Raw genomic sequence first — 17,338 nt, 5'->3', positions numbered from 1 at the left:
ACTGCCTCCTTATGCCGTTTGCGCTGCGGTTTTGGGTTTGTCTTCTTTCGAAGCAGGAATCTCGACTTTGGATTGCTTCTCGTAAAGGAACTTCAGCACCGCTTGTCGACACTTCTGATACTGCGCATCATCCGCCAGTGCGACACGCTCACGAGGGCGAGGTAGATTCACTTCTAACACTTCACCAATAGTTGCCGCCGGTCCGTTAGTCATCATCACGATTTTGTCAGATAGCAGCACCGCTTCATCCACATCGTGAGTAATCATGATGACGGTGTTGTTTAGCTCGGCTTGAATCTTCATCAATGCATCCTGTAAGTGCGCACGTGTTAACGCATCCAACGCGCCAAATGGTTCATCCATCAGCAAAACCTTTGGTTGAAGTGCCAGTGCTCTGGCGATGCCGACTCGCTGTTTCATACCGCCCGATATTTCATCCGGCTTTTTGTGCGCGGCATGCTGCATTTGAATCAACTCCAAGTAGTGATTCACTTGTTCCTGAATCCACGCTTTGCCCTTTTTGCCGGCAATTTGTTTTACTGCGAGCTCAACGTTTTGATACACGGTGAGCCAAGGCAATAATGAATGGTTTTGGAACACCACTGCGCGGTCTGGTCCCGGTCCAGCTACTTCTCGTCCATCGACGATCACGCCACCGTCTGTTGGCATGTGTAGCCCTGCGACTAAGTTCAATACCGTTGATTTACCGCAACCAGAGTGACCAATCAGCGATACAAACTCGCCTTTATTGATTTGCAAATCGACGTTCTTAAGCGCGATGAACTCACCATCTGGCGTTGGGAATCGCATCCCTAATCGCGTTAGATCTAATAATGCTTTTTCCATGATCTTTTCCCTTATCTCAACGCTTGTTGTTTATTCCAAGAAAGCCACTTTTGAAGTTGCAGCATGCCTCTATCGAGCATCAAACCGATAAAGCCAATGGTGATGACCGCCACCATGATACGCCCCAGTGATGCTGAACTGCCGTTCTGGAACTCATCCCAAACAAATTTGCCTAACCCTGGGTTCTGCGCGAGCATTTCTGCCGCAATCAATACCATCCAAGCGATACCTAAAGAGAGACGTAAACCGGTGAAGATCATTGGAATGGCAGAAGGTAAAACGATGGTGCGTATGTGCTGCCACCACGAAAGTTGGAGCACTTTGCTCACGTTGATTAAGTCTTTATCAACGCTTGTTACACCCACAGCAGTGTTAATCAGCGTCGGCCATAAGCTACACAGCGCCACTGTGATCAGAGAGTTAATGAACGACTTAGCAAACATCGGGTCATCACTCACATAAGTGGCACTCACCACCATGGTAACGATGGGTAGCCAAGCTAAAGGTGATACGGGCTTGAGCAGTTGAATGATTGGGTTAAAGGCTTGATACAGCCCTTGATTAAGACCAAGCACGATGCCAAGTGGAATCGCGATAACCGTCGCCAGCAAAAAGCCCGCTGTCACAGTCACTAAGCTCGTCACAATTTGGTCGAAGAACGTAGGCTTACCTGTGTAAGGACGAATCTTCACTTCCGCATCTGGATTCTTGGCTAACTTCGCAGCATTGCGCTTTTCCTGACGCTCGATAAACGCTTGTTCCTTCTCTCGCTCTTGCCAATGATCATCGACAAGGTTGCTGAACTGCTGAAAAGTTTGCACTGGTCCCGGTAGCGTACCTAATGAGGTTTGCACTTCTCTCGCCGCTAAGTGCCACATTGCCAAAAAGATCAGCAAACCAATGACGGGTAAAAGCACCAACCGACTTCGGTTCACTACCTGCTTAGCAGGAAAAAGGGAAATGACGTTACTAGACATACTCACTCCTAAGAAATTTACATCCTTGTTGCCACAAGCGAATCCCCTCGCCTGTGGCATCTATACCCAAGTGACCTCAAAGGGGCGGATTCAGAGCGTTGTCACTGATTCAAATTCAAGGCAAACAATGCCGTGGAAGAACCTTTTCTTTCCAAATTGTTTAACGATGAAGTTGTGTCAGTGACACGCTCCCACAGGGCGAGTTGTTTTTGCTTGTATACTTCGTTAACGACCTTCAATTTAGAACCACTAGATTTTCAACTCGTTGCCTCGTCTTCAAGCAAATACATTCTCGCTGAACCTCGCCTCTTGGGGTTACTTGGGTATACTGTTATGGTTAAACTTTGTCTTTTCCTTTAAGCCCGATAGAGAACTTCTCTAGATATTTATTTGGCTCACGACCGTCATAAACGATGTTGTCGATAAAGTGTGTTTGTGGCGCACGGAAACCATCTTCAGCACTGAAATCTGGGAAGTCTTTTTTGCTCAACACACCATCTTCAATTAGCGCTTGAGCTGCTTGTTGGTAGATATCTGGACGGTAAACCTCTTTTGCCACATCCATGTACCAATCATCGGATTTCTCGCTTGAGATCTGTCCCCAGCGACGCATTTGGGTCAGGTACCAAATCGCATCGCTGTAATACGGATAAGTGGCGTTATGACGGAAGAACACGTTGAAGTCTGGCACGTCGCGTTTATCACCTTTCTCGTATTCAAATGTGCCGGTCATTGAGTTAGCGATAACTTCGGCATCGGCTCCCACATACTCGCTTTTTGATAGCATCTTCACTGCTTCTTGGCGGTTGGCATTGTCGTTTTCATCCAACCAATGTGCAGCTCGAATCAAGGCTTTCACTACGCGAATGTGCGTGTTTGGATACTTCTCAGCCCAAGCTTTGGAAACACCAAATACTTTCTCTGGGTTGTTCTTCCAGATTTCGTAGTCGGTCACGACGGGCGTACCAATGCCTTTGAATACGGCTTGTTGGTTCCATGGTTCGCCTACGCAGTACCCTTTGATCGTGCCCGCTTCCATTGTCGCTGGCATTTGTGGTGGCGGTGTAACACTCAAAAGAACGTCAGCATCCAACTGGCCACTGTTGTCACCGGATTCTGGTGCATAAAAGCCTGGATGAATCCCACCTGCCGCTAACCAGTATCGCAACTCGTAGTTGTGCGTCGATACAGGGAACACCATGCCCATGTTGAACGGGTTGCCTTTATCCAGATAGCTGTCGACAACTGGTTTTAAGGCATCTGCTTTGATTGGGTGAACAGGCTTGCCATCTGGTTGTTTTGGAATGTACTGCTTCATCTGCTCCCAAGTATCATTGGAAACCGTGATTGCGTTACCGTTCAAATCCATACTGAACGCGGTAATCACTTCTGCTTTTGTGCCGACACCAATCGTCGCGCCCAATGGTTGACCAGCAAGCATGTGAGCGCCAGCAAGCTCACCATCGATGACTCGGTCTAAGAGCACCTTCCAGTTTGCTTGCGCTTCTAAAGTGACGTACAAGCCTTCGTCTTCAAAAAAGCCTTTCTCATAAGCAACCGCCAGCGGTGCCATATCGGTTAACTTAATAAAACCAAACTTCAGGTCTTCAATTTCTGGCTCACCCAACTCTGCCTTTACGCTGACCGTGGTGAATACCGATAACGAAATTGCTGACACTTTCAGCATCGAACTCCATTTCATTGGTTTGCTCCCATAAAAAAAGCGCCACTACTCCGAAGAGCAGTAGCGCCGTTGCTAAGTCTACAATTACCGCCGTTGATAATTGAGATAAGCGATTCAACAATAAACCCGTATTAACTAATCCAAGTACTGTGCCAACTTATTTTCTACTTTAAATACAGCACATTAGAGTTTACCCCGATTACCAAACAACTGTTTTTGCTTGCTGTTAGTGCAACACGCACCACGGTAGAATTTCTGCCATAACTCCAAAGTAGTAGAGAAGTTAATCCATTAACTGCAATGCCGTAATCAGATTCTTCGCCACTTGTGAGAGCGTTTGACTCGATTGCATGGCGGAGTTTCTTAACGCTTTATAAGCCTGCTCTTCATCAACGCTGTGCATCTTCATCAGCAGACCTTTGGCTTTTTCCACCAGCTTGCGCTCTTCAATCTTATGGGTCAGCGATTCAATTTCCGATTGCATACTTTCGAATTTCGCTCTCACTAATGTCGCATGTTCAATCCAGGGTTGAAGTGCAAACTCACTATCATGTGGCATGAGAACATAGTCCATTTTTTCTGATAACCGATTGATATCATTAGATGATAGTTGCTTCAACACGATAAGGAGTGGTGCCGATTTTCTGCGGCAGAAATCGACGATCAAACGCAGTTCCGCGGTTGGTTGCTGCCATCCAACCACAACGCTTGCCGACGGTTCTCGTTGCATTAACGTTTCTAGTTGTGCCAATTGGCAGCCGATGATGTTGTCGTAATCTTTGCTCAATAAGCCGGACAATCGAGCCTGCTCTTGGAGGCTATCACAGCATACTATGATGGGTGTTTTTGACGTTGATTGAGTCATGCACATTCCTTGTTTATATCTCACTCACTAAGAGAGACATAACAAGGAATGTGCCAACTAAAGTAGACGCGTTTTAACTAGAGGCGAGATGTTCTTTGAAGAAGCCGAGTGTGCGCTCCCAAGCGAGTGCTGCTTCTTCCGGTGCGTAGCGTGCTGTTGAGTCGTTATGGAAGCCGTGGTTGACGTTTTCATACATTAACGCTTGATATTGCGCATCGTTCGCGATCAATTGCTGCTCATAGGCAGGCCATGTGTCGTTAACACGCTTATCGAGCCCTGCGAAGTGAATCATCAACGGCCCTTTGACCTGCTTTTGAATCTCTTGCGCCGCTGGTGTTCCGTAGAAAGGCACACCTGCATCCAGCTCTTCTGGCATTACCGCTGCAAGCATATTGACGATGTATCCACCGAAGCAGAACCCAACTGCGCCCAATTTACCGTTCCCACCCTCGTATTGTTTGAGGAAGTTAGCGGCTGCAATAAAGTCTTGTTCGATCTTGGCTCTGTCCATCTCTTTCTGCATGGCGCGACCTTCATCGTCGTTCCCCGGATAGCCACCGAGTGGATAAAGCGCGTCAGGAGCAAAAGCAATAAAGCCATCTTTCGCGAGTCGCCTGGCGACATCTTTGATGTATGGGTTTAGACCTCGATTTTCATGAATCACCAACACAGTCGGCGACTTTAAGGTCTTCTTCTGTGGCACAACCAAATAGCCGTTACCTTCCCCATGTCCATTGGGCGAGGCAAAGGTTTCATAGGTTGCTTTGATCTCAGGATCATTAAAGGAAACTTGCTCTGCGAGTGCATAATTTGGAGTCAGAGCATCAACTAGGGCCGTCATACTAAAACCTAAAACGGCGAGGCCACCAAGACGGTTGAGAAACTCTCGGCGAGATATTTTGCCATGTGCGTATTCGTCATACCAATCGAAAGCCTCTTGTGGAATGGGATGTGACGCCTTGTTGTTAGAATTTGAGTGCTTTAGAACCATTATCCTTGTCCTCATTTCTTATCGAAAAGTAAACTCGTCAGGCCTAACTGATGTTTGCCCGAACCAGGTGTGAGACACTTCAAGTGATAAATACATCACTGACAAGCTTACACAAACAATAGATAAAGGATTCCGATCCAACAACGTTTCACGGTTAGCTCGTCACAGGATTAACTGCCACAACAATAGTTTTCCCAATAAGTAAACGCACGTTCAAAGGCCTGTTCCCTATCGTGCACTTGAGCAAAGAGCACAACGGTCATCGTTGCCAACACCGTATTCGCCATTTGGTTCATATCATCTTCTGACGTCCCAAACGGACAGTTCGTAGGCATTGGCACCTCAGACAGCATTTGCTCCGTCCAGTAGTGCGATGTCACGCCGCTTGTTTGGCTTAACCATACCGTTTGGCTTACTTTCGGGTTGTATTCTGATTCGCCCGATTGCCCTTTGAATGACACAACGGCGTGAGCGGTTTGACCGATTTCATATTCGACTTCTGCATGAAGTTGTTGGAAACCAGGATGGAAGCTACCGCGAATACCAATCGTTGCTTGCCCCGGGTTCAATGCTCGAACCACAGTATTAATCGGCGTTCTCAGCCCATAACGATTCTTCCAACCGATCATGGTTTCTGCTTGAGGAGCAAATGCACTGAGCGGTAGATACACGATGTTTTGTGTTTCTAACACACGCTTTGCGTCTTCTGCTGATTCCGCTTTCGCAATAGCAAATTTGCCGAGGTAGTCTTCGGCGTGTAAACGACCAGATTGGCAGTCGTGATAGCCATGCATCAGCACTTTATGACCATTGTCGGCAAGGATCTTCGCTGCTAACAGGTGCCAAGGCTGACCTGCCGCTTCACGTTTGCCTGCGTAACATGGCCAGTCGATGTCTGCACCAATAGCAGGCATGCGGGATTGGAATGCTTTCACAAAGCCAGCGATTTCTTGTTGAGTCTCGTTTTGTACGCGGATCAGCATCAATAACATCGCCATCTGATCATCGCCGCACTCACCGTTTAGGTATTCATCCATAACTCGAAACGCTTGGTCAAAGTTCAGTGGTTTTCTACCACGTTCGCCACGACCGACTGTTCTGATACACTCCAAAATGCTGCTCATATTCCCTCGTATTCCGTCACTGACTGTACGGTTTCTATTAGTTGTTCGCGCAGTTTGACAACTTCTCCCATCACAATCAATGCTGGGCTCACGCCTTTAAGTGTAATCGATAACTCATTGAGCTGATTGAGTTGGTTAACATGAACTTGTTGCTGAGGGCTGCAACCATGAGTGATGACCGCAACAGGGAAATCTTGGTTCAAACCAGCGCCGACTAAACCGATTTGTATGTCTGCCGATTTTTCTAATCCCATATAGAAGACTAACGTTTGTCCGCTTTGCATCAATTGGCTCCACGCTTCAAATGCGCCTGTTACCACTTGCCCTGTAACAAAGGTAACGCTGCGAGCAACGCCGCGATGAGTCAGCGGAATCAAGCTGTTTGCGGAACACCCAATCGCAGCAGTAATACCCGGTATGACTTCGTAAGCGATAGAGTGTTTGACGAGCGCTAATGCTTCTTCGCCTCCACGACCAAATACAAAAGGATCTCCCCCTTTTAAGCGCACAACTCGCTTTCCTTGCTGAGCGAGCGACACCAACAAATCACAGATTTCTTCCTGACCAATACTAGGTTGTCCGCATCGTTTGCCCACGTAAATCCAATCGGCTTGTGGCGAGGCCAACTCCAAAATATCTTTGTTTACCAGACGGTCGTACAACAGCACCTCTGCCGACATAATCGCTTTCACTGCCTTCACGGTTAACAAGTCTGGGTCGTGCGGTCCTGCTCCGACAATAGAGACAAAACCTTTGTGGTTCGCATCTAGATCTTCGGAGTGATTTTCTAAAAGTTGGTTCAGTTTGCTTGCTTGGTCATGTTTAGAAAAGCGAGACGAGCGTTCTTGATTCTGACTCGCTTGTCCTTTCTTAAACCAAGACTTTTGATAAGGCGCTTCCATGTGCTTATCCTCTTTATGATTTACTTTATTTGCATCGCCAGACTTTGCTGGCTCGCTTGCTGTTTGCCCTTTTGATGCTGATGGCTGTCGACCATTTGTTTGATTTGAGAGACGCATGAGCCACAGTTGGTACCGCATTTGAGTTTGTTTTGAAGTTGGGTCAGTGAAGTGCAGTCTTGTTTCTCCATCGCGTCATGTATTTGTTTATCGGTGACACGGAAACAACTACAAACCAGTTTGGCGCTGCTTTGCGATTGAATGATGGTAAGCAGTTGCGATAGCTCCATCGGTTTGCCAATCAAGCCAGTAAAGTTGGTGTAGTCGGTTTGAATCGGTTCACTAGACACCACCAAAACAGAACGAATGATACGAACGTCTCCAACAAGATCGTAATCCACTGCTAGCCAACCTTGGGCAATATCAATCGTGATCCTGCGGCTCTTTTCCGTTCGACAAAAACTCTGCTTTTTTGGTCGTTTATCGTGTGCAAAGCGCCAGATGCCCAAATTACTTTCTGCTTGAAATGCGCTGTAGAGAAACTTGCCAGAATCAAACTGTGTACCGATAAACATACCGTAGGTTTTTACCGCCGCGTCTTGCACTTCAACATAAGACGACTTAAACGCAGGCTGCCCAGAAATAGGGTCTTTTACGCTGTTTACTATCGCGTTAACACTGCTTTCACCTCCATATCGACCAGCCCAGTGCATTGACATAAACAGCTCCTGAAACCCCAAACCTTCATCAATGGCAACTTTGGCATAAATACCAGTGTTTGAAGTAGGCTGGAACAGCTTGATGAGCTGTCCGGCTTTTAAGCGATTTTGAGTGGCGGAGAGTGTGTTCATGTACACGGTTGGCTCTAACTCAGAGGCGGCAAGGTGTGCGATATGCCCTGTACGCGTCATGGTATGCCATTGGTCGCGTTGTCTACCCGTATTGAGCCACCAGCCTTTTGCTCTCTCTAAGCGTTGAGGCAATTCACTGGTCACGACAAAACGCGCTTTACCATCTGGGTGCGAATAGATTCCATCAGCAAAAGGGCGCTCTCCTCCCCATTGTGTCGGCACCCACTCTTCGTATTCTTGCTCGGTTAAGTTCGCGTGTTGAGACAGGTCGAGCTTCAATGGCGAATCTGCATTCATACCTGTCATCGCCGCATATTCCCTGAATACCGCATGTTCTGAGGTAAATGCAAAACCATTCTGGGCCTTCTCTAGTTCACACAAAGCTTGCCCGACCTGGCTTATCGCCCACCAATCTGGTTTTGCTTCACCAGGTGGTACTTGAAACTGACGTTGACGAGACATTCTACGTTCAGAGTTAGTCACCATCCCTTGCTTTTCACCCCAACCAACTGCTGGCAGTAGAACATCTGCATATTTAGCAACGTCCGACTCCGCGGTAATATCAGACACAATCACAAAAGGACAAGCCTCTAACGCGCGCTTAACCATCTGATTATCAGGCAAAGAAACCACGGGATTCGTTGCCATGATCCACAGAACTTTAATCTCACCACGTTCTACCGCCTCAAACAGCTCGACAGCTTTTAATCCAGGCTTAGTGGCAATTTCGGGTGAATCCCAAAACGCTTGGACTTGCTTGATAGACTCTGAGTCAAAAGCGCGATGAACCGCTAGTTGGTTTGCCAAACCACCGACTTCTCGCCCACCCATCGCATTCGGCTGACCTGTAATAGAAAACGGCCCACAACCTGACTTGGCAATTTTACCTGACGCCAAATGTGCATTAATAATGGCATTGCCTTTATCGACACCATTTTCGGCTTGGTTAACCCCTTGGCAAAACAACGTGATTGCGGTTGGGCTTTGTGCAAACCATTGGAAGAATGTCGTGAGTTTTTCTTCTGAAATCCCAATGGAAGAGGTTAGATTAGTGACATCGTAACGCAAATCAAAAACTTCTTCTGCAAGCGCAGAAAAACTTTCGGTATAGGAATTTATGTATTCAGAATCAATATATTGCTGCTCGATAAGAAACTTGATCAGCCCATTAAAAAGTGACACATCACCATCGTTTTTAATCGGTAAATGCAAATCCGCTTGTTGTGCTGTGACCGTTTCACGAGGGTCAATGACCACCAGCTTGAGATTAGGGTTGTTCTCTCTCGCTTGTTGAATACGTCGAAATAAAACAGGATGCGTCCAAGCAGTATTCGCACCGCAGATGATCAATAGCTCAGTCTTATCAATGTCGTCGTAATTAACAGGAACCACATCTTCGCCAAATGCGCGCACGTGAGCAGCAACCGCAGAAGACATGCATAAACGGGAATTGGTATCGATGTTCGCGCTACCCACATAACCTTTCATGAGTTTGTTGGCGACGTAATAGTCTTCCGTCAACAACTGGCCTGACACGTACATAGCGACGGAATCCGGTCCAAACTCTGCTTTCGCTTGATGGATCTCTTGTGCAATTAAGTCTGTGATCACCTGCCATGATACTTCTTTTTCCCTTAGCTTGGGGTAGAGCAATCTTGAAGGCATTTGTAAGCTTTCTGCTAATGCGACACCCTTTACACACAGTGAACCGGAATTGACCGGATGAAGCGCATCTCCAATAATCTTGTTATTGCTGATTTCAATTCCGCAGCCTACTCCGCAATACGGACAAGTTGTCTTTCTACACCCTTGTGACATAACGCCTCCTGCGCGACTAATCCTAAATTACAGGCAAAAAAAAAGCCTCTCCCGAATCGAGAGAGGCAGCAATGCCTTTAACGCTGTTAGTACATTTTCAAAAGTAATACCCTATCCCGCTCTCGCCTGCTATAGAGAGCGGCGCATCGAGTTAACGATGAACATTTATCTCAAAGCAAACGAGGTGCCAAGATTGAAAATCATTAATTTACAAAACGTTAGAATGTAAACAACTATTGCAAAGTAATACCGCGCACTGATTGAGTGCAAGTTTCGTTCATTATCGTGCAGGGTTACTTTACTAATTCCATGACCAATCTAGACTCTTCGTCACCGAAATAATGCGCTTCTTCTTTTAATACTTTGAAGCCAAGGGAGAGGTACAAAGACAATGCAGGCTGATTATTCGGATCGACCGTCAACTTCACACTTGAGCCCAGCTTTAACGGCGCGATGGCACTTTCAATCAGAGAACGCGCAATACCCTTACCACGATGTTGAGTATCGACAGCCAGTGACATGATCCAATATTGCTGCGCATTTGTGCTCGTCGTCAGCAAAATATATCCTGCGACTTGCTCCCCCTCTTTCGCCACTAGTAAGCTTTCCCCCCAACAATCAAAAGCTTGTCGAAAGAAAAATTGAGGATAGGCATGTTCTCCAAACAAAGTATTTTCAAGCGTATACACAGCCAATAAGTCGTCTTTATGTGCAGACAGAATGTCCATTCAATGATTCCTCCTTTAACATTTGTGGCGGCAGTATATACCTAAAGCTCATCTAAATGCAGGACTCATAGACCTGCCACTTGCTAGCCCTACAATATGCACCATGGCTCATTAAGTAAGAGCAAGCTTCTTTAGCATATACATCCATGATTAAGTTTTAACCACGAAATCAAAAACCACCCATTAGTAAAAATTTGAAATATAACACCAATTTATTACTCAGATATCAGATTAAAATTCTAGTTTTTAAAAAAATTCATAGTTTGATAAGTTACAACCACCCCTTATCTTCAGCATGATTCACCACACTTCCGATGTGATAACAAACACCAAAACCTATACCATTCTCCGCATTATTATTTTTATAAAAGCGAGTTTTAAGTGAAAGAATCTCGAAATGCGTTAAATTCCAGTGAATTAAACACAACAACATCTTGGTCAAAACACGATACACATTGGGTCCTTAGTCTGTTTGGAACAGCCGTTGGTGCAGGCATTCTATTTCTGCCGATCAACCTTGGTATTGGCGGGTTTTGGCCGTTAGTCGCAATGGCTGTGCTTGCTTTCCCAATGACTTATCTTGCCCACCGTGGTTTAGCTCGCTTTGTACTGTCTTCCAAGATCAAAAATGCAGACTTTACTGATGTAGTAGAAGAGCACTTTGGCGCAAAAGCGGGTCGCTCTATTTCACTGCTGTATTTTCTTTCGATCTTCCCGATCCTGTTAATTTACGGTGTCGGTATTACCAATACCGTAGACAGTTTTATGGTTAACCAAGCTGATATGGCTTCTTTGCCTCGCCCTCTGCTTTCAGGTGCACTAGTGTTTGCATTAATTGCCATTATGATGGCGGGCGAAAAAGTCATGCTACGGGCTTTTGCCATTATGGTTTACCCATTAGTGGCTATTCTTGCCTTTCTTTCATTTTACTTGATACCAAACTGGACCATGCCAATCATGGACGCCCCTGAAGCGTCTGCTTTTGCTAGCACTATGTGGTTAGCGGTTCCTGTGGTTATTTTCTCGTTTAGTCACGCAGCTGCGATTTCAAGCTTTGCAAATGTGCAACGTCGCCATTATGGCGATCAAGCGGATGCGAAATCCGAAGTAATTCTTCGACGCACTAGCATCATGTTAATTGCGTTTGTGCTTATTTTTGTCTTTTCGTGTGTATTAGCGCTGTCACCAGAGCAATTGGCTCAAGCTAAAGAACAAAACGTGTCGGTGCTGTCTTATTTAGCCAATGCAACAGACAACCCATTTATCGCAACGCTTGGTCCTTTGGTGGCTTTTGTTGCTATCACTTCCTCTTTTCTTGGGCACTTTTTAGGTGCACGCGAAAGCTTAAATGGTTTAATTACCAAACACTCTAAACTGTCTGAAAAGCGGGTTGATCGTATCAGCGTTGCAGTACTTTTCTTTTCAATCTGGGCAGCAGCGATCATGAACCCAAGCATTCTTGGTATGATGGAAGCGTTGTCAGGGCCTGTTATCGCGATGATCTTATTTATTATGCCAATGTTAGCGGTATACAAAATCGATTCATTGAAACAATATCGCGGAAATGGCTCAACTTACTTTGTTTTAACTGCGGGCATTGTAGCGGTAAGTGCATTGATTTTTAGCTTCTTCAGCTAAAAAGTAGTTATTAGGTTGGATTTTCAGGGGAATACCTTATACGAGATTAAGGTGATTCCCTGAATTTTCTTACTCTTAAGCGGGTAACCATCGTTACCATTGACTCTTAAATAAGAGCAAAAACGCCCGCAATCATAAGTACTGAAGCGATACAAGTGCGGCCAATAATACCGAAGTGTGAAGGTTGAATCATTTCATTATGCATAGTTAATCTCCTGTTTATTATAAAAGCCATTTTTTATTGGCTTAATAACACTATGTCTAATATCGAGTTTTTTAACAACCCATACAAACATTAAATATTTATGACAGAAAGATAATTTTTTAGCGAACCAGCCATCTTTCGAGATGCGAATCGCACCGACTAAATGATGAAACTTACACCACTAACAATGTTCGACACACTAGATTCGTCGTACTGTTTATCTTGTCGTTAAATCAATCTTTCCACTTTTGAACAGATTTATCATTATAAATCATAATATTAGCCTCACCTTTCGCGAAACTTTCTTCACAAGCCGTTTGTAACTCGGAATCCATCCGTACTTAGCCAATAAGAAGTGATAGACTTACCTAGTATTAGGGTTAAACGAGATCACATTTTATTAATAAGCTCATGCACTTTCCGATTAAAACGCTAACTTGCGCGCTGTTCTCAGTACTTGGATTCTTCTTCCATCCAACCCATGTACTTGCCAACACAGAAAAACAGGGCTACCTGGAAGAACACATTTCTCCTCAAAGCAGCTCCATGCTCAATCTCTATTTTCGTTCAATGGGTAAGCCGCGCTCAATTGAAGAAGATGAATTAGTTGCGCCACAGAATGCGTCAGCGGAATCTCTTGCCCTTTATTACTTTGCGCGCCTTTACCTAAAGCGCTACGAAGGCGTTCCGCTGCCCAAAGATATGCCTGATTTAATTGAGTTTGGGACAGAGCATAATTTACCGTGGGTAGTCGCTGAAGCACAGCTTAATAAAGCGGTAACCATGATTGAACTAGACGACAATTGGAATGCAGAACTTGTACTCCATGACATCATCGCTGAAGCCCGCGATCTCGGCTATTTAGCGCTAGAAGGAAGAGCATATCGCTGGCTAGGGAACTTAGAGGTTTCACGGAATCAACTACGTAGCGGACTCAAGTATTACCGAACCGCCTATGAGTTGTTAGAGAGAACCGTATTTGAAATGCAAGTTGCCATGACGCTGAATAACATCGGTACCGTCTATATCGATGCATCCGATTGGGCTCGCGCCAGTAGCTACCTTACGCAAGCACTCGATACCTATTTAAACAGCGAATATCAATATGACAACAGCCTTTTCATTGGGGTTATCTACGCAAACTTAAGTATTGTTCACTTAAGCAGTGGAGATAGCGAAAAGGCAGAATACTATTTTAATGAAGCGATACGACTCTCAATGCAAACGGGATCAGACGTCATCAAACATTATTCATTATCCAGCTTCTCACAAATGTTAAGTTCGATAGGGAAAATTGATGAAGCTTTGATGGTTGCACAACGTTGCGTAGCTCTCCCTATCACGGGAAACTTAGAGGCGAAGAAAATGCCTTGCTATGAAGCATATGCAGAAGCATACCTCGCAGATGAACAATACGATAAAGCCATTTCGACAGCTATCAACGTACTTGAGCAAACTAAATCAACCGATGAGCTAGAAATACGACAGCGCATTGATATGCTGTCGGTCCTAGTAAACGCGAATCAAACCCTTAATAATTTTGAAGCGGCTTTTCGTTACTTAACTCAATTAAGAGAGCTAGAAGCTGAATTTTCTCATCATATTCACGGCGAAGAGATGATTAACATTAAGTTTGACCTCGAAGCTAAGTTAGCCCAGAAAGAACTCAAGCTACTAGAAACGAAAAATGCGTTGCAAGCTTCAGAGCTGCGTTCACAACGCTATAGAGAAATGTTCTACTTTATCGCTATCGCAGCGATTGGTGTCGTTGGCTTTCGTTACGTACTACGCGTTAGGCGTATTAATAAAGCACTCACTCAAGAAAATACTACCGATCCATTAACTCAATTGCACAACCGTCGCTACCTTCCCATTTGGCTGGATAAAATGGCTCGTAGAAGCCCAGATAGAACGTTTGCCTTAACCGTATTAGATATCGATCATTTTAAAACGTTTAACGATGAATATGGGCATGATATTGGCGACAAGATGTTAATTCATATTGCCAGGTTATTTAATGAATCGACTCGCTCTGGGGACCTACTCATCCGTTGGGGTGGAGAGGAGTTTGTCTTATTATTTGAAGTAAACAGAACTGAAGATTGCGCTAAATTCTTGGATCGATTGAGATATATCGTGGAAAACACGCCACTAGTGGTTGACTCTAAGTCATTAAACGCGACAATTTCTCTCGGGGCTGTCGACAGACTGTCCGTAAAAACTATTCAACAAGAATGGGATCAATGGTTTTTCTTCGCAGATCAAGCTTTGTATGACGCAAAGCAAGCAGGAAGAAATCGCTTCGTTATTCACCCGACGTCATAAGAGCAAAATGAAAAAAATTCTAACCATCGCTATTTTTGCGCCTGCACTTCTCACTGCGTGTAGTAACCATCAAGCCTCTCAACTGGGAATGCGCAGCAGCAGTGTTAACGTATATGCCCAACAAATGAGTAACACTCAGTTGTGCGAGACCCTCTACTACAACCGTGCAACCAACCAAACCAAAGTTGCGATTGGCGCTGAGTTTAACCGACGTGGTTTAAACAAGAAGTGGTGTGATAGTGAGTTCAATAAGCTATACATCAAAAAGTGGATTGATAACGTGTTACCCAAAGAAAAGGCCAAACCGAAGAAACCAATGGCGACAATTCAACCCGCTTTAACTAAATAATCCTTCCTCTCAAAGCAGACAGTACGACCGTATTTTCTGCTTTTTACTTTTCATGCGTGCGCTATTCGACATTAAAAAACCCCATAGTTTCAGTGAATTAACACTGACTCATGTTGTTCGTCGAACTTTTTATGTAAACAAGTTGTAAATGGTTTTCGTCCTTATTCTTTGTCGTTAGCTTTGTTTATTCCTGTTAGAGGAATATGAAACAGGAGCTAAAAAATTCCAAACAAAGACATGAGGTCAAAAATGGAAATACGCATTAACCGCCTATTTGCTGCTATGTTGGCAGTAGGCATTGCACCTGCCGTCTCGGCGTTTGATCCACTCTATTCTGAACAATGGCACTTAGACAACACAGGGCAAACTGCTTTTGCTGCTAACCCAGCTGTTGCTGGGAACGACCTAAACACCAAGCTCACTCAAGCAATGGGTATTGCGGGTATTGGTGTAAAAGTCGCGGTCATTGATTCTGGAGTGCAGATCGATCACCCAGATCTTGCAGGTAATATAGTTACAGGTAGCAGAAACTTCGTCGAAGACTCTTCTTTCCCATTAAGTTATCCGGTTGATACCAATGGTCACGGCACTGCCGTAGCCGGTTTGATCAGCGCAGTCGGCAACAATGGTGAAGGTGGACGCGGTGTTGCTTCTCACTCTTCTCTTATTGGTTTTAACTGGTTAGCCAACCAGACATTGGAAGGCTGGCTAATCTCTCACGGCATGGACCCAGCCACACGCGATGTTCGTGTATTTAACCAAAGCTATGGTTTCAGCCCGATCAACCCAATAACTTTTGATGAAAGCGATCCTCAACTTAAACTTGAAATGGACGTGATAAAAAATGTCAGCGAAAGTAACTCATGGGGACGCGGTGCTGTATTTGTTAAGTCAGCCGGCAATGGTTATCGCTATTTCAATGCGGGAAGATTCTTCGTATTACCAAGTAACTTCTTTGCTGGTGGAGACAACCAAGGCTTGCCGATGCACAACTCCGCTCAGTCTTATGACAACGCCAACTATTTTAATTTAATCACCAGTGCACTACGTGCGGATGGCACGCGAGCGAGTTACTCATCGGTGGGATCTAACGTATGGGTTGCCGCACCAGCAGGTGAATATGGGCAAGACTTCCCTGCCATGGTCACCACCGATTTGATGGGGTGTGAAGAAGGGCAAAATACCAGCGACGGCCTTGGTATCAATGGCTTACACGGCGGTACGGAGCTAGACCCGAACTGTAACTATACCAGTACAATGAACGGAACCTCGTCGGCTGCGCCAAACACGTCCGGTGCCATCGCGGCAATCATGTCCACAAATCATGCACTTTCTGCTCGTGATGTACGTGCTTTACTAGCAGAAACAGCAAAAGTAACGGATAAAACGCATCCAGGCGTACAACTTGAATTTACTAACCACAAAGGTGAACAGGTTAGCTACGAGGCTATTTCTCCTTGGCAGAAAAACGCTGCAGGCGTAGATTTCCATACTTTTTATGGCTTCGGCGCTGTCGATTTGGATGAAGCAATGCAACGTGCTCGCATGACAAATCGTGTTTTACCGCCTCAAGTTATTACGCCTTGGGTTAATAATGCTAAAGAAGTCAGTGTACCCGATGCGAGTCTGGCTGGCGGTTCATCAAGTATCGCTATTACCGATGATCTGAAGGTAGAATCCGTTCAAGTGAAATTGACATTAGACCACTCTCGCCTGCCCGACTTAGCTATCGAGCTCGTTTCGCCATCAGGGACTCGTTCCGTTTTGCAAACACCACGTAATGGTCTTGTTGGTCAATCTCTTGACCCAACGATTACTGGCTACAAAGACCAATTAATGTTGTCTAACCAGTTCTATGGCGAAGATGCAAAAGGCGAATGGACATTACGAGCAATAGATACGAATGGCGACGAAGTCTTTTCTTACATTGCATATTTTAACTCTTCAACCATCTATGACGTTCCGATGGCAAACAACACTCAGCCAGGTGTTATTAAGAACTGGTCGATGCGCATCTTTGGACACTAAGGAGTCAATT

The 17,338-nt window shown here is 45.2% G+C and carries 13 protein-coding genes; 4 read left to right on the top strand and 9 right to left on the bottom strand.

Annotated features, from left to right (window positions below; translation table 11 throughout):
* Positions 1–9: 9 nt before the first annotated feature.
* The 9 genes from F7Y48_RS08600 to F7Y48_RS08560 all read right to left on the bottom strand — a co-directional run bounded on the left by F7Y48_RS08600 (position 10) and on the right by F7Y48_RS08560 (position 10,783).
* On the bottom strand, positions 10–846 hold the full coding sequence (locus F7Y48_RS08600; RefSeq protein ID WP_005450080.1) for an ABC transporter ATP-binding protein: 837 nt from the start codon (positions 844–846) through the stop codon (positions 10–12).
* 11 nt (positions 847–857) lie between these two features.
* Positions 858–1,823, bottom strand: coding sequence for an ABC transporter permease (locus F7Y48_RS08595; RefSeq protein WP_012842517.1), 966 nt, complete (start codon positions 1,821–1,823; stop codon positions 858–860).
* A 337-nt stretch (positions 1,824–2,160) separates the two neighbouring features.
* Entirely contained in the window at positions 2,161–3,525 is a 1,365-nt protein-coding gene (locus F7Y48_RS08590; protein ID WP_104972687.1) for a CmpA/NrtA family ABC transporter substrate-binding protein, read from the bottom strand.
* A 265-nt stretch (positions 3,526–3,790) separates the two neighbouring features.
* Positions 3,791–4,372 (bottom strand): ANTAR domain-containing response regulator, encoded by a 582-nt coding sequence (locus F7Y48_RS08585; protein ID WP_005395647.1) that lies wholly within the window; start codon positions 4,370–4,372, stop codon positions 3,791–3,793.
* Positions 4,373–4,445: 73 nt separating this feature from the next.
* Positions 4,446–5,363 (bottom strand): dienelactone hydrolase family protein, encoded by a 918-nt coding sequence (locus F7Y48_RS08580; RefSeq protein WP_167713226.1) that lies wholly within the window; start codon positions 5,361–5,363, stop codon positions 4,446–4,448.
* Between the two features lie 170 nt (positions 5,364–5,533).
* Positions 5,534–6,487 carry a glycosyl transferase family protein gene (locus F7Y48_RS08575; RefSeq protein WP_134645740.1) on the bottom strand — a complete coding sequence of 318 codons (954 nt, stop codon included), beginning with the start codon at positions 6,485–6,487 and terminating at the stop codon, positions 5,534–5,536.
* On the bottom strand, positions 6,484–7,389 hold the full coding sequence (gene cobA, locus F7Y48_RS08570; protein ID WP_316683438.1) for a uroporphyrinogen-III C-methyltransferase: 906 nt from the start codon (positions 7,387–7,389) through the stop codon (positions 6,484–6,486). Before cobA ends, F7Y48_RS08575 begins: the two co-directional genes overlap by 4 nt.
* Before the next feature lie 20 nt (positions 7,390–7,409).
* Positions 7,410–10,055, bottom strand: a complete 2,646-nt coding sequence (locus F7Y48_RS08565) for a nitrate reductase (RefSeq protein WP_316683436.1) — start codon at positions 10,053–10,055, stop codon at positions 7,410–7,412.
* 293 nt (positions 10,056–10,348) lie between these two features.
* Positions 10,349–10,783 carry a GNAT family N-acetyltransferase gene (locus F7Y48_RS08560; protein WP_005395641.1) on the bottom strand — a complete coding sequence of 145 codons (435 nt, stop codon included), beginning with the start codon at positions 10,781–10,783 and terminating at the stop codon, positions 10,349–10,351.
* A gap of 381 nt (positions 10,784–11,164) precedes the next feature.
* Here F7Y48_RS08560 and F7Y48_RS08555 point away from each other — a divergent pair, with 381 nt between their 5' ends.
* The 4 genes from F7Y48_RS08555 (at position 11,165) to F7Y48_RS08540 (ending at position 17,328) form a co-directional block, all read left to right on the top strand.
* On the top strand, positions 11,165–12,421 hold the full coding sequence (locus tag F7Y48_RS08555) for an aromatic amino acid transport family protein (protein ID WP_150918067.1): 1,257 nt from the start codon (positions 11,165–11,167) through the stop codon (positions 12,419–12,421).
* A 616-nt stretch (positions 12,422–13,037) separates the two neighbouring features.
* A complete protein-coding gene (locus tag F7Y48_RS08550) occupies positions 13,038–14,951 on the top strand; it encodes a tetratricopeptide repeat-containing diguanylate cyclase (protein ID WP_316683430.1) in 1,914 nt (637 codons plus the stop codon).
* Between the two features lie 7 nt (positions 14,952–14,958).
* On the top strand, positions 14,959–15,300 hold the full coding sequence (locus F7Y48_RS08545) for a hypothetical protein (RefSeq protein ID WP_256894154.1): 342 nt from the start codon (positions 14,959–14,961) through the stop codon (positions 15,298–15,300).
* 249 nt (positions 15,301–15,549) lie between these two features.
* Positions 15,550–17,328 (top strand): S8 family peptidase, encoded by a 1,779-nt coding sequence (locus F7Y48_RS08540; RefSeq protein ID WP_164665693.1) that lies wholly within the window; start codon positions 15,550–15,552, stop codon positions 17,326–17,328.
* Positions 17,329–17,338: the final 10 nt, after the last annotated feature.

The sequence above is a fragment of the Vibrio sp. 2-1-2a genome (assembly GCF_032648565.1).
Taxonomy (GTDB): Bacteria; Pseudomonadota; Gammaproteobacteria; order Enterobacterales; family Vibrionaceae; genus Vibrio; species Vibrio diabolicus.
This window is presented reverse-complemented; position numbering and strand designations above follow the sequence as displayed.